Annotated in this window: 12 protein-coding genes; 7 read left to right on the top strand and 5 right to left on the bottom strand. The window is 59.6% G+C overall.

Annotated elements, in window-relative coordinates; translation table 11 throughout:
* The first annotated feature begins 1 nt into the window (after position 1).
* Positions 2 to 1243, top strand: coding sequence for a tetratricopeptide repeat protein (locus Q6L55_07105; GenBank protein MEN9258478.1), 1242 nt, complete (start codon positions 2 to 4; stop codon positions 1241 to 1243).
* Positions 1244 to 1250: 7 nt separating this feature from the next.
* Here the strand turns inward: Q6L55_07105 and Q6L55_07100 are convergent, their stop codons facing one another.
* Positions 1251 to 1559: a hypothetical protein gene (locus tag Q6L55_07100; GenBank protein MEN9258477.1), complete on the bottom strand. Its 309-nt coding sequence runs from the start codon at positions 1557 to 1559 to the stop codon at positions 1251 to 1253.
* 99 nt (positions 1560 to 1658) lie between these two features.
* On the opposite strand from Q6L55_07100, the gene Q6L55_07095 reads away from it, so the two are divergent.
* From Q6L55_07095 to Q6L55_07075, 5 genes are all read left to right on the top strand, one after another.
* On the top strand, positions 1659 to 2324 hold the full coding sequence (locus Q6L55_07095; GenBank protein ID MEN9258476.1) for a response regulator transcription factor: 666 nt from the start codon (positions 1659 to 1661) through the stop codon (positions 2322 to 2324).
* A 39-nt stretch (positions 2325 to 2363) separates the two neighbouring features.
* Positions 2364 to 2837 (top strand): hypothetical protein, encoded by a 474-nt coding sequence (locus Q6L55_07090; GenBank protein ID MEN9258475.1) that lies wholly within the window; start codon positions 2364 to 2366, stop codon positions 2835 to 2837.
* A gap of 123 nt (positions 2838 to 2960) precedes the next feature.
* Complete coding sequence (gene carB / locus Q6L55_07085) at positions 2961 to 6206, top strand: carbamoyl-phosphate synthase large subunit (GenBank protein ID MEN9258474.1); 3246 nt, start codon at positions 2961 to 2963, stop codon at positions 6204 to 6206.
* A gap of 3 nt (positions 6207 to 6209) precedes the next feature.
* The gene (locus Q6L55_07080) at positions 6210 to 7445 is read left to right on the top strand and encodes a folylpolyglutamate synthase/dihydrofolate synthase family protein (protein MEN9258473.1); all 1236 of its coding nucleotides are present in this window, start codon (positions 6210 to 6212) and stop codon (positions 7443 to 7445) included.
* 35 nt (positions 7446 to 7480) lie between these two features.
* Entirely contained in the window at positions 7481 to 8767 is a 1287-nt protein-coding gene (locus tag Q6L55_07075) for an exonuclease SbcCD subunit D (GenBank protein MEN9258472.1), read from the top strand.
* Here the strand turns inward: Q6L55_07075 and Q6L55_07070 are convergent.
* Together Q6L55_07070 and Q6L55_07065 are read right to left on the bottom strand one after the other, a co-directional pair.
* Positions 8723 to 9790, bottom strand: coding sequence for a hypothetical protein (locus Q6L55_07070; protein MEN9258471.1), 1068 nt, complete (start codon positions 9788 to 9790; stop codon positions 8723 to 8725). The genes Q6L55_07075 and Q6L55_07070 overlap by 45 nt on opposite strands.
* A 5-nt stretch (positions 9791 to 9795) precedes the next feature.
* Entirely contained in the window at positions 9796 to 10131 is a 336-nt protein-coding gene (locus tag Q6L55_07065; protein MEN9258470.1) for a hypothetical protein, read from the bottom strand.
* A 55-nt stretch (positions 10132 to 10186) separates the two neighbouring features.
* Between Q6L55_07065 and Q6L55_07060 the strand changes: the two genes are divergently transcribed.
* The gene (locus Q6L55_07060; GenBank protein ID MEN9258469.1) at positions 10187 to 10783 is read left to right on the top strand and encodes a chromophore lyase CpcT/CpeT; all 597 of its coding nucleotides are present in this window, start codon (positions 10187 to 10189) and stop codon (positions 10781 to 10783) included.
* Here Q6L55_07060 and Q6L55_07055 read toward each other — a convergent pair.
* The gene (locus Q6L55_07055; protein MEN9258468.1) at positions 10772 to 11500 is read right to left on the bottom strand and encodes a DUF429 domain-containing protein; all 729 of its coding nucleotides are present in this window, start codon (positions 11498 to 11500) and stop codon (positions 10772 to 10774) included. The two genes, Q6L55_07060 and Q6L55_07055, sit on opposite strands and share 12 nt — an antisense overlap.
* Positions 11501 to 15472 (bottom strand): magnesium chelatase subunit H, encoded by a 3972-nt coding sequence (locus tag Q6L55_07050; protein ID MEN9258467.1) that lies wholly within the window; start codon positions 15470 to 15472, stop codon positions 11501 to 11503.
* Positions 15473 to 15859: the final 387 nt, after the last annotated feature.

The following is a 15859-nucleotide window of genomic DNA, read 5'->3' as shown; positions in this document are numbered from 1 at the left end:
CATGAGGGCAGGGGCGCTAGGGCTGGGTTTGATGCTGGGTGCGGTGCTGGTGCTCGGACAGCGTCCTCTAGACTCGGCGGACCCGGCAACGGCTGTTTCTAGGGTTGCCAAGGGCATTACGGTCTTGATTGATGGGGTCAATCCGGGGTCGGGAGTCCTGCTGAGTCGCGAGGGGAATACCTACACTGTACTTACAGCCGCCCATGTGGTGCCGGTGCAGGACGAGTACGACGTCGTTACCCCTGACGGTCAACGCCATCCCCTGAAATACGATACGGTGCAAAAGCTGGCCGGCGTGGACCTGGCAACGGCGAAGTTTACGACTGACAGGACCTATCCCGTGGCGATGGTGGGGGATGCCAGTAAACTTGTCGAGGGTAGTCCGGTGTATGTGGCGGGGTTTCCCCAGCGGGGGCCGGCAATTACTGAGCCGATTTATAACTTCACGGTGGGGCGCGTTACAGCCAATGCCAGCCGTCCGTTGGCCGATGGGTATGGTTTGGTGTACAGCAACCCCACGCTGCCGGGGATGAGTGGCGGGCCGGTTCTAGATAGCCAGGCTAGATTGGTGGGGGTGCATGGGCGGGCCGACGGTGGGCAACTCGAGCGGCAGGGGGAGATGGTCTATGTCAAAACTGGTTTTAATCTGGGGATTCCCATCAACACCTATCTTAGTTGGGCACCGCGTCCGGTGAAACCTAACCTGACTGCGGCACCTCGGGTAGCGGTCAATCCCAACCGGGCTGATGATTTTTACCTGCTGGCTAGTGAGCGGTATCGCCAGGGGGATATTGCCGGGGCGTTGAACCAATTGACACAGGCACTGCGGGCTAACCCCAACTATGCGGCGGCCTATGCTACGCGGGGAGTGATGCGCTACATCCAACGGGACCAGCAGGGAGCCATCCAGGACTTTGACCAGGCCATTCGGCTGGACCCCAGTTACCCGGAACCCTATGTGGGGCGGGGGTTAGCCCGTTCTGCTCTGGGCGACAGAGCCGGTGCCATCGAAGACTACAGCCGGGCTATTGAGTTGCGTCCCACCTACGCCGAGGCCTTTTACAACCGGGGGGTGCTGCGCTACAACCAGCGGCAGGTGCGGGAGGGCATTGAGGACTTGCGCCGGGCGGCGGATCTGTACCTCCAGCAGGGCAACGCCGGCGAGTACCAGCGCACCCAGGAGACTCTGCGGGTGGCCACTAGCCAGTGTCGTCAGCAAATCCGCACCCTTTGCGATTGGTAGGCGAGACCTACAGCCACCAGGCTAGCCAAGCCAGCAGCCATGACGATAACCAACTCAAGAATCCCTGGAATTGGGAGGTACCGTAGGCCATACGACTAAAGGACCGCCACGCTCCCCGGAAATTGCCCCAGCCCAGCAGCAGCCACAACACCAACGTCAGAGTCATCCCCCACCACCCCCAAGCGCTCCCGGCGACCAGATGGCGCAGGATGTCCCCCAGGAGGATGACCGCCAAGGCTGCCGAAGCTATGACAAACAGGGACGTGTTTACGGCGAGGGCCCGGCGTGCCTGCTGGTGTCTGGTTAAGCGGCTCATAGATTGTGACCCCCAACCCACCCCCATTGTAAACCGCCATAGGCCCAGCAACGGGTCGCCGGTATAATCCAGGGTTGAGCCAACGGTGGGGTAGCATCGTTGCCTATCATCCTGCTGATTCCCAACCGGCAACTGCGCCTGTTGTTGGGGTGGCATTTGCAAGAAGCGGGCTATCGGGTGACGCTGCTGGACAGTCTGGCCCAAGGCTATACTCAGACGCAACTGGGCGCCCTGTGGGTACTGGACTTGGACTGGCCCCAGGCCTGGGATGAGGGGTTGCACTTGGCTCGCTGGTGGTCCCAACGGCAGCAGGGCATGTTGTTGGTCCTTTCGGCGCGCAATCAAGAACGGGACATCGTTGCTGGGTTGGAGGCTGGGGCGGACGACTATCTGGTGAAACCCTTTGGCCTAGCCCAGTTCAGGGCGCGGGTGCAGGCATTGGTGCGGCGTTGGCAGCGGGGAAAACCTATCTTGACCTACGGGGATTTGACGTTGGATCTGCTGGCCCAGCGGGGGTTTTACCGAGACCAGGCGCTGCCTTTGACGCCCCACGAATTTCAACTCCTGGCGTTGCTGGTCCAGGGCCAAGGGGAGGTGGTGCCGCGCCAGGTGTTGCAGGAGCGGGTCTGGGGCCAGCAGACGGGGCGCTCCCTGGATACCCACCTGCTCAGCCTGCGCAAAAAATTACCCCCCGGTTTGGGCATCCGTACCGTCCATCGCCTGGGGTATCAATTGTTTATTGCTGAACAAAACCCAGGTCCATGACCCGCGTATGATATGTTAAGGAAAAAGCCGGGGATGGGGATGAATCGTCAGCGCTTGCTAAGCTTGGTGTTACTGGTGCTAGGGGCTATGGGGACACCCGCCCGCGCTGATTCACCGCTCACCTCTATGCCTATTGCCGATGCCTATCTCGATATTCCTTTGGTGCGCACGGCCCGGACCAAGGGAGTTTTAACGCCAGAAATGGCCGAATTTTTATCCGGTCCTCACCAGCCGGTGGACTGCCAAGCTGCTTTGATTAATGCCTTATCCTGGCGGGTGGAAGGGAAACAAAATGTCCGCATTTGTGAGCAATTTCTGGGCAACCGTTATGGCGAGTGGAACTTGGTAAAATTCACCCCGGATGAAGTGTTTGCCGTGGCTTATCTAACGGTGATGGATGGCTATTTCGTCCCGAGCGCGCCATGCCCTTTACGTAACCGCCAAATCGTTGCCTTGATGCGTATTCGCGCCCAGATGGTAATGACCCAGGCGGGGGAGTGGTGTCGCGTGTAGCGTTTAGCCGATGAAACCCAGCGCAATCGCACCCTCAACAACGATTTACGTCCCGCTGCCCGGCGGATTATCGTGGATTACATGGTGTTGTATCGAGACCGTTGTCCCCCTTGAGGAGTAGCCATGCCCCGGCGCACGGACATCGAAAAAATTTTGCTCATCGGTTCCGGCCCCATTGTGATCGGCCAGGCCTGCGAGTTTGATTACTCCGGTACCCAAGCGTGCAAGGCTCTGCGGGAGGAGGGGTATCAGGTGGTGCTGGTCAACTCTAACCCGGCCACCATCATGACCGACCCGGATATGGCCGACCGCACCTACATCGAGCCGTTGACGGTGGAAACCCTGACTCAGGTGATTGCCCAGGAGCAGCCCCAGGCCCTGCTGCCGACTATGGGGGGACAAACGGCCTTGAACCTGGCGGTGCGTTTGGCCAAAACGGGGGTCCTGGAACAATATGGGGTGGAATTGATTGGGGCGAAATTGAGCGCTATTGAAAAGGCCGAAGACCGCCGGCTTTTTAAGGAGGCCATGCAGCGCATCGGCTTGCAGGTGTGCCCATCGGGACTGGCGGAAAGCTGGGAGGAAGCGCAACAGATTGCCCAGCAAATTAATACCTATCCGTTGATCATTCGTCCGGCGTTTACCTTAGGGGGAACCGGCGGGGGGATTGCCTATAACCAAGAGGAGTTTGAGCAGATCGCCCGGGCCGGTTTGGAGGCCAGTCCTGTCTCGCAAATTCTCATCGAACAGTCGCTCCTGGGCTGGAAGGAGTTTGAACTGGAGGTAATGCGGGATTTGGCCGATAACGTGGTGATTATTTGCTCGATCGAAAATGTGGACCCAATGGGGGTGCATACGGGGGATTCGATTACGGTGGCACCGGCGCAAACCTTGACCGATAAGGAGTACCAACGCCTGCGGGACTATGCCATTCGCATCATCCGGGAAATCGGGGTGGAAACAGGGGGGTCCAACATTCAATTTGCCGTGAATCCCCAAAATGGTGATGTGGTGGTGATCGAAATGAATCCCCGGGTTTCGCGCAGTTCGGCTTTGGCGTCCAAGGCCACTGGTTTTCCCATCGCTAAAATTGCCGCCAAGTTGGCCGTGGGTTATACCCTGCCGGAGTTGACCAACGACATCACCAAGAAGACGCCTGCTTGTTTTGAGCCTAGCATTGACTACGTGGTCACCAAAATTCCCCGCTTTACGTTTGAGAAATTTCCTGGTGCTACGCCCCATCTGACGACCCAGATGAGATCGGTGGGGGAGGCGATGGCTATCGGGCGCACGTTTCAGGAGTCGTTGCAAAAGGCGATTCGCTCCCTGGAGACGGGGCGGGCGGGCTGGGGGTGTGATGGTGCGGAGGTGTTGCCCACGATTGAGCAGGTGCGGGCCTATTTGCGCATTCCTAACCCGGACCGCATTTTCCACATCCGCCATGCTTTGTTGCTGGGGTTAACCGTGGAGGAGATTTACGAACTCACGGGCATTGACCCCTGGTTTTTGCGGGAAATGGCGGACCTGCTCCATACGGAACGCTACCTGAAAATGACGCCCTTGGACAAGTTTACGGAGGAGGACTGGCAGCTGATTAAGCAAAAGGGCTTTAGCGACCGGCAGATTGCCTTTGCTACTCGCAAAACGGAGGCGGAAATCCGCGCCCAGCGCCAGCGCAGCGGGGTGGTGCCGGTCTATAAAACGGTGGACACCTGTGCGGCGGAATTTGAGGCCTATACCCCCTACCACTACTCCACCTACGAGCAGGAAACGGAGGTGCGTCCGACGGATAAGCCCAAGGTGGTGATTTTGGGGGGTGGCCCTAACCGCATCGGCCAGGGAATTGAGTTCGACTACTGCTGTTGTCACGCCGCCTTTGCCCTGAAGGAACGGGGCTACGAGACCATCATGGTCAATTCCAACCCGGAGACGGTTTCCACGGACTACGACACCAGTGACCGGCTGTACTTTGAACCCCTGACTTTAGAGGATGTGTTGAATATTCTGGAGGCGGAAAAGCCGGTGGGGGTGATTGTGCAATTCGGGGGTCAAACGCCCTTGAAACTGGCTTTGCCTTTGTATCAGGCCCTGAACGAACGACCGGAGTTGCCCACCCGTATTTGGGGGACATCGCCCATCTCGATTGACATTGCCGAGGACCGGGAGAAGTTTGGGCGCCTGCTCCAGGAGTTGGGCATCCAACAGCCCCCCAACGGCATTGCCCACAACGAACAGGAAGCCCTACAGGTCGCTCGGCGATTGGGTTATCCGGTGGTGGTGCGGCCCAGTTATGTGCTGGGGGGGCGGGCGATGGAAATCGTCTATTCCGATGGCGAACTGGAACGCTATATGAAAACGGCGGTGCAGGTGGAGCCGGACCACCCCATTTTGGTGGATAAGTTTTTGGAAAATGCCATTGAAGTGGATGTGGATGCCCTGCGGGACCAAGAGGGAATGGTGGTCATCGGCGGCATTTTAGAGCACATCGAACAGGCGGGGGTTCACTCGGGGGATTCGGCCTGTGTGCTGCCGACGTACTCGTTATCGGAGCGGGTGTTGGCGCAAATTCGCACCTGGACCTGTGCCCTGGCGCAGCGGTTGAACGTGGTGGGGTTGATGAATGTGCAGTTTGCCATTCAGGGGGAGCAGGTGTATGTGTTGGAGGCCAATCCCCGGGCGTCACGGACGGTGCCCTTTATTGCCAAGGCGACGGGCATTCCCCTGGCAAAGCTGGCGGCGCGGGTGATGGCGGGTGAGCGGCTTAGGGATGTGGGATTCACCCAGGAGGTGGTCCCCCCTTACTACTCGGTCAAGGAGGTGGTGCTGCCCTTTGAAAAGTTCCCTGGTACGGATTTGATCCTGGGGCCGGAGATGCGCTCGACGGGGGAGGTGATGGGGATAGCGCCGGATTTTGGTCAAGCCTACGCCAAGTCCCAAATTGCGGCGGGGCAACATCTGCCGTTGTCGGGGCGGGTGTTTGCGTCCTTCAATGACCGGGATAAACAGGGGGCGGTGCCGATTATCCGGGAGTTGGTGGAGCTGGGGTTTGAGGTGGTGGCGACTCAAGGGACGCGGCAGGTGCTGTTGGCTCACGGTTTGCCGGTGGAGCATGTGTTCAAGTTGCACGAGGGCCGCCCCCATGTGATTGATTGGATGAAAAATGGGCAGATTCACCTGATTCTTAACACGCCATCGGGGGAGGATGCCTACGCGGATGGGCAATTGATTCGCCGCACGGCCTTGGCCTATAAGATTCCCTTGGTGACGACGTTGGCGGGCGCCCGGGCGACGGTGGCGGCGATTCGCGCTTTGCGGGGGGGAATGCCGGCTCCCAAAACGATTCAGGACTACTATCGGTTGCTGCGCTAGTTCATGGGGGACGTTCGGGCGTTTTTTCAGGGGCTACAACGGTTTGGCATTACGTTGGGGTTGGAGCGTATTCGGCGGTTGCTGGACCATCTGGGCCAACCCCAAAACCGGGTGCCGGCTGTACATGTGGCGGGGACCAACGGTAAGGGGTCGGTTTGCGCCTACCTGGCCCACATACTCACGGCCTGTGGCTACCGCACGGGACTGTATATTTCCCCCCATCTGGTGCGCTACCAGGAGCGGGTGCAAATCAACGGCCAGCCGATCACGGAGGGGGATTGGTGGCGTATTTTGCAACGGATTCACCAGGTGGTGGAGGCCCAGGCGTTGTCCATCACGGAATTTGAGGCCATCACGGCCCTGATGTGGGTCTATTTTGCGGAACAACAGGTGGACATCGGGGTGATTGAGGTGGGATTGGGGGGGCGTTTGGATGCCACCAACGTGCTCGACCATCCCCTGGTGACGGTGATTACGTCCATTGGGTTCGACCATCAGGAGCGCTTGGGTCCCACGCTGGCGGATATTGCCCGGGAAAAAGCAGGGATTTTGAAGCCGGGGCGTCCCCTGGTGCGGGGGCCGATGGCAGCGGCGGCGGCGGCGGTGATTGATGACCTGGCCCGGCGCTTGGCTTGCCCGTTGGTGGTGGTGGAACCGCCGGATAGCACCCCCGGAAATATCCTGCGTTTTCAGGGTGATGATTACCCCATTCCCTTGCTGGGTGAGCATCAAAAACAAAATGCCTGCATTGCTTTGGCAATTGCTAACCAACTGCGCCAGCAGGGATGGGATTTGCCGGTAGAAAAAGTGCAACGGGGGATGGCCCAAACCCGCTGGCCGGGACGGTTGCAGTGGGTCACGTGGGGGGGGCAAAAGGTGTTACTCGACGGGGCGCACAATCCCGAGGGGGCGGAGACGTTGCGACGCTACATTGACCAGGAGCATTTGATGCCGGTGCATTGGGTGATGGGGCTACTGGCCAGTAAGGATGCTCCGGCTATTTTAGGGCGGCTGTTGCGTCCGGGGGACCGGGTGAGTTTTGTACCGATTCCCGGCCATGCTTACCACGAACCGGTGGCGTTGCGTGAGGTCAGCCGATGCCTTTGTCCAGACCTAGCCGTGCAGGTTTATCAGCATGTTCAGGAGGCGGTAGCGGCCACGCCCCAGGGATATACGCCGGTGATTACCGGGTCTTTGTATCTCATCGGCCAGGTGCTCAAGGACAGGGGCATTTCCTAAGCCATAATGGGGAAAAAGGGGGGTCGGCAATGGGCATGCGGATTCTGCATTTGTCGGATATTCACCTGGGCAGTGGGCAAAGTTACGGGCGACTCAATCCCCAGACTGGTTTGAATACGCGGGTGGAGGATGTTTACCGGGCGCTGGCAACGGCGATGGACCAGGCGTTGGCCTTGCCGGTGGATGTGGTGTTGTTTACCGGAGATGCTTTTCCTGACGCTACACCGCCGCCGGTGATTCAAGAATTGTTGGCCCGGCAATTTTTACGGGCAGTGGCGGCCCAAATTCCGGTGGTCCTGTTGGTGGGCAATCACGACCAGCACAAGCAGGGGGAAGGTGGGGCATCCCTGTCCATTTATCGGGCGTTGAACGTGCCGGGCGTGATTGTAGGGGAATCCCTAGCCACCTACACCCTGACAACCCGCAACGGTCCCTTACAGGTGGTCACCCTGCCCTGGATTACCCATTCCATGCTGCTGACCAAGCCGGAAACCCAGGGCTTATCCATGGACGACATCAACAACCTATTGCTCAAGCGATTGCGGGAGGTACTGGAGGGGGAAATTGTCGGTTTGGACCCGGACATTCCGGCCATTTTGGCGGCCCATGTGATGGTGGAGCAGGCGGTGTTGGGGGCAGAGCGGTTCTTATCACCCGGTAAAACGTTTACGGTGCCCCTGTCGCTGGTGGCGCAGCCCTGTTTTCGCTATGTGGCCCTGGGGCATGTACATCGCCATCAGGTGCTCTGGACGGAACCGCCGGTGGTCTATGCCGGCAGCATCGAGCGGGTGGATTTTGGGGAGGAAAAAGAAGCCAAAGGGTATGTTTTGGTGGACATTGAACCCACGGAAACCCGCTGGCAATTTTGCCCCTTGCCCACCCGGCCTATGTACACGATTCAGGCGGATTTGACCCAGGCGGCCGACCCCCAGGCGACCCTACTGGCCGAAATTGCCAAAACGCCGATCGCTGATGCCCTGGTGCGGGTGATGTACCGGATTCGCCAGCCCCAACAGGCCCTGATCAATGTGGGGGAATTGCAAAAGGCCCTAGCGGCAGCCCATTACTTCACCTTGCAGCCGGAGATCGTCACGGACCAACCCCGCCAGCGCCTAACCCAGGTGGATTTGAGTCAGGTGCTCGACCCCATGACCGTCCTGGCCCAATACGTTGACGAAATAGAGCAACTACAACCCCTGAAAAACGATCTACTCCTGGCGGCCCAAGCCCTGCTCAACGGCACCGAACCCGAGTGGTCCATCCCCCCGGCGGAACAATTACCCCTGCAACTGGGCCAGGTAACCCCGGTGGGCAAAGGGTAAATCGGTCACGGTGGCGGTTTGTTCCCCCACCCGGACTGTCAAGCCGGCGCCCCCCGCCCGGGTGCGGATATAACCCAGTCCCCGGTGTTCTTGGCCGAAATAATGGGTATAGCTGGTGAGCACGCCCACCTTTTCGTCCCCAAGGTAGATAGGGGTTCCTGGGGTAGCCGGTGCGGTGAGCTGGAGTCCCCAGAGCTGTTGTTTGACCCCCTTGTAGGTGTTGAGGCGCGCCAGGGTCTCCTGCCCGATATAGCAGCCCTTCTGCAGACATACGCAATGCCACAACCCGGCTTCCAAGGGGTTGTAATCCTCCGTGAGTTCAGCGCCCACTGCCGGTCGCCCCTGGGCAATGCGCAACCACTCCCAGGCCTGCTCCCCCCAAGGTATGGCCCCCTGCTGCACCCACCCCTGCCACAGATCTGCCGCCATGGCCACCGGCAGGATGACCGTATAACCCCTGGTCACCAAACCGCTGCCGACAGCGATCCACAAGGGGTGACCGGCCCACGTCACCACCCGGTGATGGCCGACCGGTTGAGCCGTTAAATCACTCGCCCCCAGTTGGTCCAGCAAAGCCTGACTCCCCGGTCCTAGCAGCGTGAACATGGCCGTGGCCTCGCTGTCGTCCGTAAGCGTCACCTGGTCAGCAAAAAAGATGTACTTTTCCAGCCATTGTCGGATACGCTGCCGTTGCCCTGGCGAAACCAGCAAACGAATCTGCTCCGGCTCCAGGTAGGCGCTCACCAAATCTATCGTCCGGGCAGTAGGGGTCACCAAAACCGTATCGCCACCTTGACCCACCTGGAGAGCTTGGATGTTGTTCGTACTTTGGTTGTGCAGGTAACGGACCCGGTCGGCCCCCTGGAGCAACAGCCGTCCCCAGTGGCTGCGGTCCAACAAAATCACCCCCCGTTCCAATTGGTCGCGCGTGGGGATTTCCCGCCCAAAGCACCAGGGGTACCCATCGGGATGGAACTGGGCGCCGGCGGACCGTTGGACCTGACGCAGGGCAGCTAGGGACATCCGCGCTAGTTCTCCGGCACTTCCACCGCTTCCACCTCCACCGTACCCGGGGGCGTGAGGCGCTGGAACTGTCCATTTTTCACCTGCAACCGTTCGCCGCAGTGGGGGCATTGGGTCTGGGTTTGGTTCCAGCCCTGGAGGGAGGTACTGCACACCGGACAGGGGCCAACGGCGATTTGGCGACGCACCCACCAACGCAACCCCCAGAGCAACAGGGGCGGTGCCACGATGAAAAACACCAGCAGGACCACCAACCCCCGCACCAATCCCTGCAACCCCAGATTACCCAGCAACAGGAGAAGAATGAGCCAGCCCAGCCAAAATCGCCATCCCGTGTTCACCCGTCTCCCCCAGACCCTACAATCAATCTAGCGCCCCTTGCTCCCATGGTAGTGTATGACCCATCCGACTGATCAGTGGACCCTGGCCCGGTGGTTGGCCGCCGATTTCAGTAACCAGGCCCAGGCCTTCGCCAATCCCCCTTTTTTTGCCCACATCCGCGTGTGCATGCGCCCCCTGCCCTGGTCCCTGCTCAACGGACTTAGCCTGTACGTCGAACAAGCCTACAACTATGAACTCCACCACCCCTACCGGGTACGGGTGCTCAAAATCCACACCGTCAACGACCACCTGGAAATCGAAAATTACCTGGTGCGGGACGAGGTCGAATTTTACGGCGCGGCTCGCCAAAAAGAACGTCTCCAGGCCCTGACGGCCGACCGGTTAGTCCACCTGCCCGGTTGCAACATGATCGTCACCTGGGACGGCCAGAGCTTTCACGGCCGGGTGGAGGGCAAATGCTGCTGGGTGGAGCGGCGGGGCAAACGGACCTACCTCGATAGCGAATTCAGGGTCAACGACCGGGAATTTTTGAGCTGGGACCGGGGCCGGGACCCGGAAACCGATGCCCAAGTGTGGGGTGCCGTCGCCGGACCCTTTGAGTTCGTACGGGTGCAGAGTTTTGCCGAGGAAGTAGCCGACTTATTCCACTGAAACCGGTTGCTGCGGCACTACGATGTAGCCCTCCTGTTCATTGCCCAGAACCTGGTTTTTTTGGCGTCCCCAGTACCACCAGTAAGCAGCAACATAGGCGCACACCAAGGCATCCAACTGATCCTCTAAGACCTTTAGGGCAGCAGTGGTGCTGGGAATGGCCGGTAAATCCCTCAGGTTCAAGGCCGGTTCGCCCCCCTTGAGTTGCAGCAGCAAATCCCGTAGCTTTTGCAATTCCTGTTGTCGCTGGGCCAATCCCCCTTTCTTGTACTTGAGAATGCGCGGCAGGGCAAACAAATGCACCACCGCCGGATGGGGAAACACCTCAATCTGCCAGCGGTCGGGCCGACGGGGTTGGATGTGCACCCCATGGCGAAATTGGCGCGCCAACAGGGCCTGCCCAAATCCCACCGTGCGCCGGGCAAAAGGCCGCCCCAAATTCGCCGGATAACACCCCGCCTGGTAGCGCCGGAAATACAGATGGGTCAGCCGGTCCGGTAAACGCATGCCCGTGGCATTGGGAATGATCGTCGGCGCATCCACCGCCACCCCCGCCGCCTGTCCCTCCGGCGCCCACCGGTCCACCCAGGCCAGGATCGTCTCCAGGGGTTGTTGCCGGCCCAGGTCGAGCAAAACAAGAGCCTGCCCATCCCACTCCAGGCAACAAAGTCCCGACGGCCCCGACACCCAGCCCAGGTCAATCCCCAGAAAGCGCAACTAGGCGACCCCTTCGATGCGGTCCTCCACCTCCTGATACAACTGCTGGAGCAGAGCAATGTTTTCCGGGCTGGTTTGCCAGTAGCCCCGCCCATACACCTCCAACAGCGTGCCCACCATCCGCCGGAAGGAATGGGGATTCAGATTCAGCAGGCGCTCGCGCATATGCGGGTCGTTGATGTAGGTGTTGTGGGCCTCCTCGTAAATCCAGTTGTCCACCGCCCCGGCTGTAGCCGACCAACCCAGGGTGTTGTTGAGCCGCTTGGCAATCTCCCGCACCCCCTCGTAGCCGTGCTTGAGCAGCCCCTCGTACCACTTGGGGTTGAGCAGTTTAGTACGAGCATCCAGGCGCACCGTCTCACTCAAACTCCGCACCCGGCCGTCCGGCGTTGTGGTGTCGGCGATGTAGGCCTGGGGCTTTTTGCCGTCGTTGCGTAAGCTGGCCACCACCTTGGTCGGGTCCGAATCAAAGTAGTGAGACACATCCGTCAAAGAAATTTCCGACGAATCCAGGTTTTGCAGCGTCACCTCCACCCGGCGCAAGCTGCTTTGAAACAGCTCCAGGTTCTGCTCCATCGTCCCGGGACAGTCGGCATTAAAGGCATAGGACTTGCGGGTCAAAAACATCTGCTGCAAATCACTTTCCTGCTCCCAGGTGCCGTTTTCCACCGCCAGGTTGACATTAGCGGCATAAGACCCCGAAGCATTGGAAAACACCCGCGTGGCCGCCTGCCGCAACGGCAAGTTCAACTCCTGGGCCTGCTCCAGAGCGTGCTTGCGCACAAAGTTCCACTCTAGGGGTTCCTCCGCCTCCGCCGCCAACTTCACCGCCTGGTCCAGCAAATACATCTGGTTCAAAAACAAATCCCGGAACACCCCCGAGCAATTGACCACCACATCAATGCGGGGCCGGCCCAACTCCTCCAGCGGGATCAACTGCAACCGGTTCATCCGCCCCAGAGCATCGGGCATAGGTTTGACCCCCACCAACCAAAACACCTGGGCCAGGGACTCCCCATAGGTCTTGATGTTGTCCGTCCCCCACAGGGTAATGGCGATGCTCTCCGGCCAGGTCCCCCCCGACTCCTGCCGATAGCGCTCCAGCAACCGGTCCACGATCAGCCGCGCCTGGGCCATAGCCGCAGCCGTGGGAATCGCTTGGGGGTCCAAGGCATGGATGTTTTTGCCCGTCGGCAGCACCTCCGGCGTGCGCACCGGGTCACCCCCCGGCCCCGGCGTAATGTATTCCCCCTCCAACGCCTTGAGCAACGCCCCTAACTCGTTATCGGCGGTAATCAGCTCCAGCGCCTGGGCCAAGTAATTCATCAGGGGCTGCAACTGCACCTGCTCCAAGCGGGGGTAATCCTTCTTGAGCATCTGAAACCAGGGTTCCTGCGCCCCCAGCCCAAAGAAATTAAACCGCGCCGTTCGGCCCAGGCGACCCTCCTGGTCCGTGACCGTTTCCACCAGGGTGGTAATAGCCCGGTACGTATCTGCCTGCAACCGGTCCAGCCATGCCACCGCCGCCAAATCCCCCTGCTGGCTCCGGCGATACAGCTCATCCAAATCCTGTCCCAGACTGCGGGCCAAAATGCGCGGCAGACTCTCTAGGCCCTCCTCCGGCCGGTCCACCTTAGCAATTGCCACCAGGGTCGCAATCGCCTCCTGCGCCGACGGCGGCTGGCCGATCACATGCAACCCAAAGGGCAACAACCGCGATTCGATGTCCATCAACTGCCGGTAAATGCGGCCCACCAATTCATCCCGCTGTTGGGGCGTTAATTCCTCCCCCGGCACCTCCGGCAGCGGCACGTCCTGATCCAAATTCACCAGCCGACATTGCTCCACAATGCTGTTGATAATCGCCGGCCCCCGCCCCGTATCTTTCAGGGTTTGGTAGGACGCAATCAAGTCCTTGAGTTCCCGCAGCCCCTTGTACAACCCCGCCTGGTCCGCCGCCGGCGTCAGGTAACTAATGGTGGTGGCATAGCCCCGCCGCTTGGCAATCGTCGCTTCCGACGGATTATTCGCCGCATAGTAGTAGAAATTGGGCAGTTCCCCGATCAAATTATCCGGGTAGCAATCCCCCGACAGACCCATCTGTTTCCCCGGCATGAACTCCAGCGACCCGTGGGTGCCAAAGTGCAACACCGCATCCGCCTGCCAGACGTGCTGGAGATAAGTGTAATAGGCAGCAAAACCGTGGTGGGGAGACGCCGAGCGGGAAAACAGCAGCCGTATCGGGTCCCCTTCATAGCCAAACGTCGGCTGCACCCCGATAAACACATGGCCAAAGTGCTTGCCGTAGATGAGCAAATGCTGCCCATCGCTGTTGAGCTGGCCCGGCGGCGGTCCCCACTGCTGGGTAATCCGCTCATGGTAGGGCGTCAACCGCTCGTACTCCGCCACCGTCATCCGGTAGGCAATGTTCAGATTGGGACTCCCGGCGAGCGCCTGCCGGTCATGCAAAACCGCCTCCATCAACTCCTCAACGCTCCCGGGCATATCCTCCACCGCATAGCCGTTGTTTTTCAGCGCCTCCAACACCCGGTAGATCGAGCCAAAGACATCCAGATAGGCCGCCGTACCCACATTTCCCTTATCCGGCGGGAAGCTAAAGACCGTAATGGCAATCTTCTTTTGACACTTGGGTTTACGGCGCAACTGCACCCAGCGCATCGCCCGTTTAGCCAGCAGCGCCACCCGGTCCTGGAGCGCGATCGCCTTGCCCGTGGCCCCATCCCGCCCCGAGAGAATAATCGGTTCAATGGCCCCATCCAATTCGGGAATCGCCATTTGCAGCGCCACCTGAATCGGATGCAGCCCCAGGTCGCTGGCCCGCCATTCCTCCGTCGTTTGAAACACCAGCGGCAGCGCCACCAGGTAGGGACGGTTGAGTTTTTGCAGCACCTGCACCGCCTTGCCATGGTCCTGGCGCGCCGGCCCCCCCACCAGGGCAAACCCCGTCAGGGACACCACCACATCCACCAGGGGTTTGTGGGGCGCCTGGGGTTGGTAGAAATAGGCCTCCACCGGCTTGGAAAAATCCAACCCCCCCGCAAACACAGGAATCACCCGCGCCCCCAAACACTCCAACTCCTGCACCATGGCCACGTAGTGGGCGTCATCCCCCGTCAACAGGTGCGTGCGCTGCAAAATCAACCCCACCGTCGGCGCCAAGGGGTCTCGCAAATCCTCGCCGATGTCCGCCCGCTGTTGGTACCAGTGCAGGTAGTCCACCAAGGACGTAAACATCTGGGGCGCCAAAGGGTGCCAAATCCCCATCTCCGGGTAGGTCACCGGCTCTTGAAAGGCCAGTTTTTCCTGCATCTGGGGCAAATACTTATCCGCCAGCATCAGCAGGAAATTGCGCAGGTTTTCCTTCGACCCCCCCAACCAGTACTGAAAACTCAACAGGAAATTGCGCGCATCCTGGGCCTTGTCAATGGGCAAATACTTCAATACCTTAGGCAGGGTTTGCAACAGTTTCAACATCCCCTCCTGGAACGACCCCCCGCCAGCCTCCTTGCGCTTGCGCATGAATTGGGCAATGGCATTTTTCGACTGGCCCAACTGCGCCATAGAAAACGTCCCCAACTTATTGAGCCGCATCACCTCCGGCAGGGACGGAAACACCACAATCGCATGCAACTTGTCCCGGTAGGGAGTGACCGCCTGCACAATCTTTTGGGCCAAATCCTCCACAAAAATCAACGACGCAATGAAAACATCCGCCTGGGCAATGTCTTCTTGAAATTGTTGATAGTTTTCCGGCGAGCGCAACTCCTCAATCAAATACCCCCGCAATTCCACCGCCAGGTTGCCCGGTTGGGCGTTGATATCCCGTGCCGCCGCCGTCAACGCACTTTGATACTGCGGTTCCAACACCACATACACCACCCGCATCACAGTGCGATTTTCCACATTCTCCGGCTGCAATTGACGGATAGACGGCTTGACGTAGGTGAACATAAGCTCGCTGTCACACAAAGGGCCTATGAGTATTCTTACCGAAAACACCCACCAGCGGTGACCCCGCCTCCCCACCTGCAACAATTCGATACGTTGCTTAATCTTGGGATAGCTTCCTTGCGTTACGACCGGTTTTGTGATAAGGCGCGGGGGTGAAGGGGGTTATGTTGGGGTAGGGGCATGACAGTGAGGCCTGAAGTCAGCCGGATACCGCCTTGAGAAAGCGGCGACCACTTATCGCGGGCGGAAGCGGCGCTATGCTACCATGCCCCAGGTGAAAGCGGAACTCATCGAAGGGGTGGTTATAGGGCGTCGCCGGTGCGGGCAACCAGTCACAGTCGTCCCCACAGTCTGGTCACACCCTAGGCAATGGTCTGGCGAACCCTG

The organism is Gloeomargarita sp. SRBZ-1_bins_9, assembly GCA_039794565.1.
GTDB lineage: Bacteria > Cyanobacteriota > Cyanobacteriia > Gloeomargaritales > Gloeomargaritaceae > Gloeomargarita.
Note: the sequence above shows the minus strand (reverse complement) of the source record. Positions and strands in the feature narration are given on the sequence as shown.

What these genes read in the sequence shown, in the direction of transcription:
- Q6L55_07070 (MEN9258471.1), bottom strand. Translation starts at nt 9,790, where the DNA reads ATGTCCCTAGCTGCCCTGCGTCAGGTCCAACGGTCCGCCGGCGCCCAG.
- Q6L55_07050 (MEN9258467.1), bottom strand. Translation starts at nt 15,472, where the DNA reads ATGTTCACCTACGTCAAGCCGTCTATCCGTCAATTGCAGCCGGAGAAT.
- Q6L55_07080 (MEN9258473.1), top strand. Translation starts at nt 6,210, where the DNA reads ATGGGGGACGTTCGGGCGTTTTTTCAGGGGCTACAACGGTTTGGCATT.
- Q6L55_07060 (MEN9258469.1), top strand. Translation starts at nt 10,187, where the DNA reads ATGACCCATCCGACTGATCAGTGGACCCTGGCCCGGTGGTTGGCCGCC.
- Q6L55_07100 (MEN9258477.1), bottom strand. Translation starts at nt 1,559, where the DNA reads ATGAGCCGCTTAACCAGACACCAGCAGGCACGCCGGGCCCTCGCCGTA.
- Q6L55_07075 (MEN9258472.1), top strand. Translation starts at nt 7,481, where the DNA reads ATGCGGATTCTGCATTTGTCGGATATTCACCTGGGCAGTGGGCAAAGT.
- carB (MEN9258474.1), top strand. Translation starts at nt 2,961, where the DNA reads ATGCCCCGGCGCACGGACATCGAAAAAATTTTGCTCATCGGTTCCGGC.
- Q6L55_07090 (MEN9258475.1), top strand. Translation starts at nt 2,364, where the DNA reads ATGAATCGTCAGCGCTTGCTAAGCTTGGTGTTACTGGTGCTAGGGGCT.
- Q6L55_07105 (MEN9258478.1), top strand. Translation starts at nt 2, where the DNA reads ATGAGGGCAGGGGCGCTAGGGCTGGGTTTGATGCTGGGTGCGGTGCTG.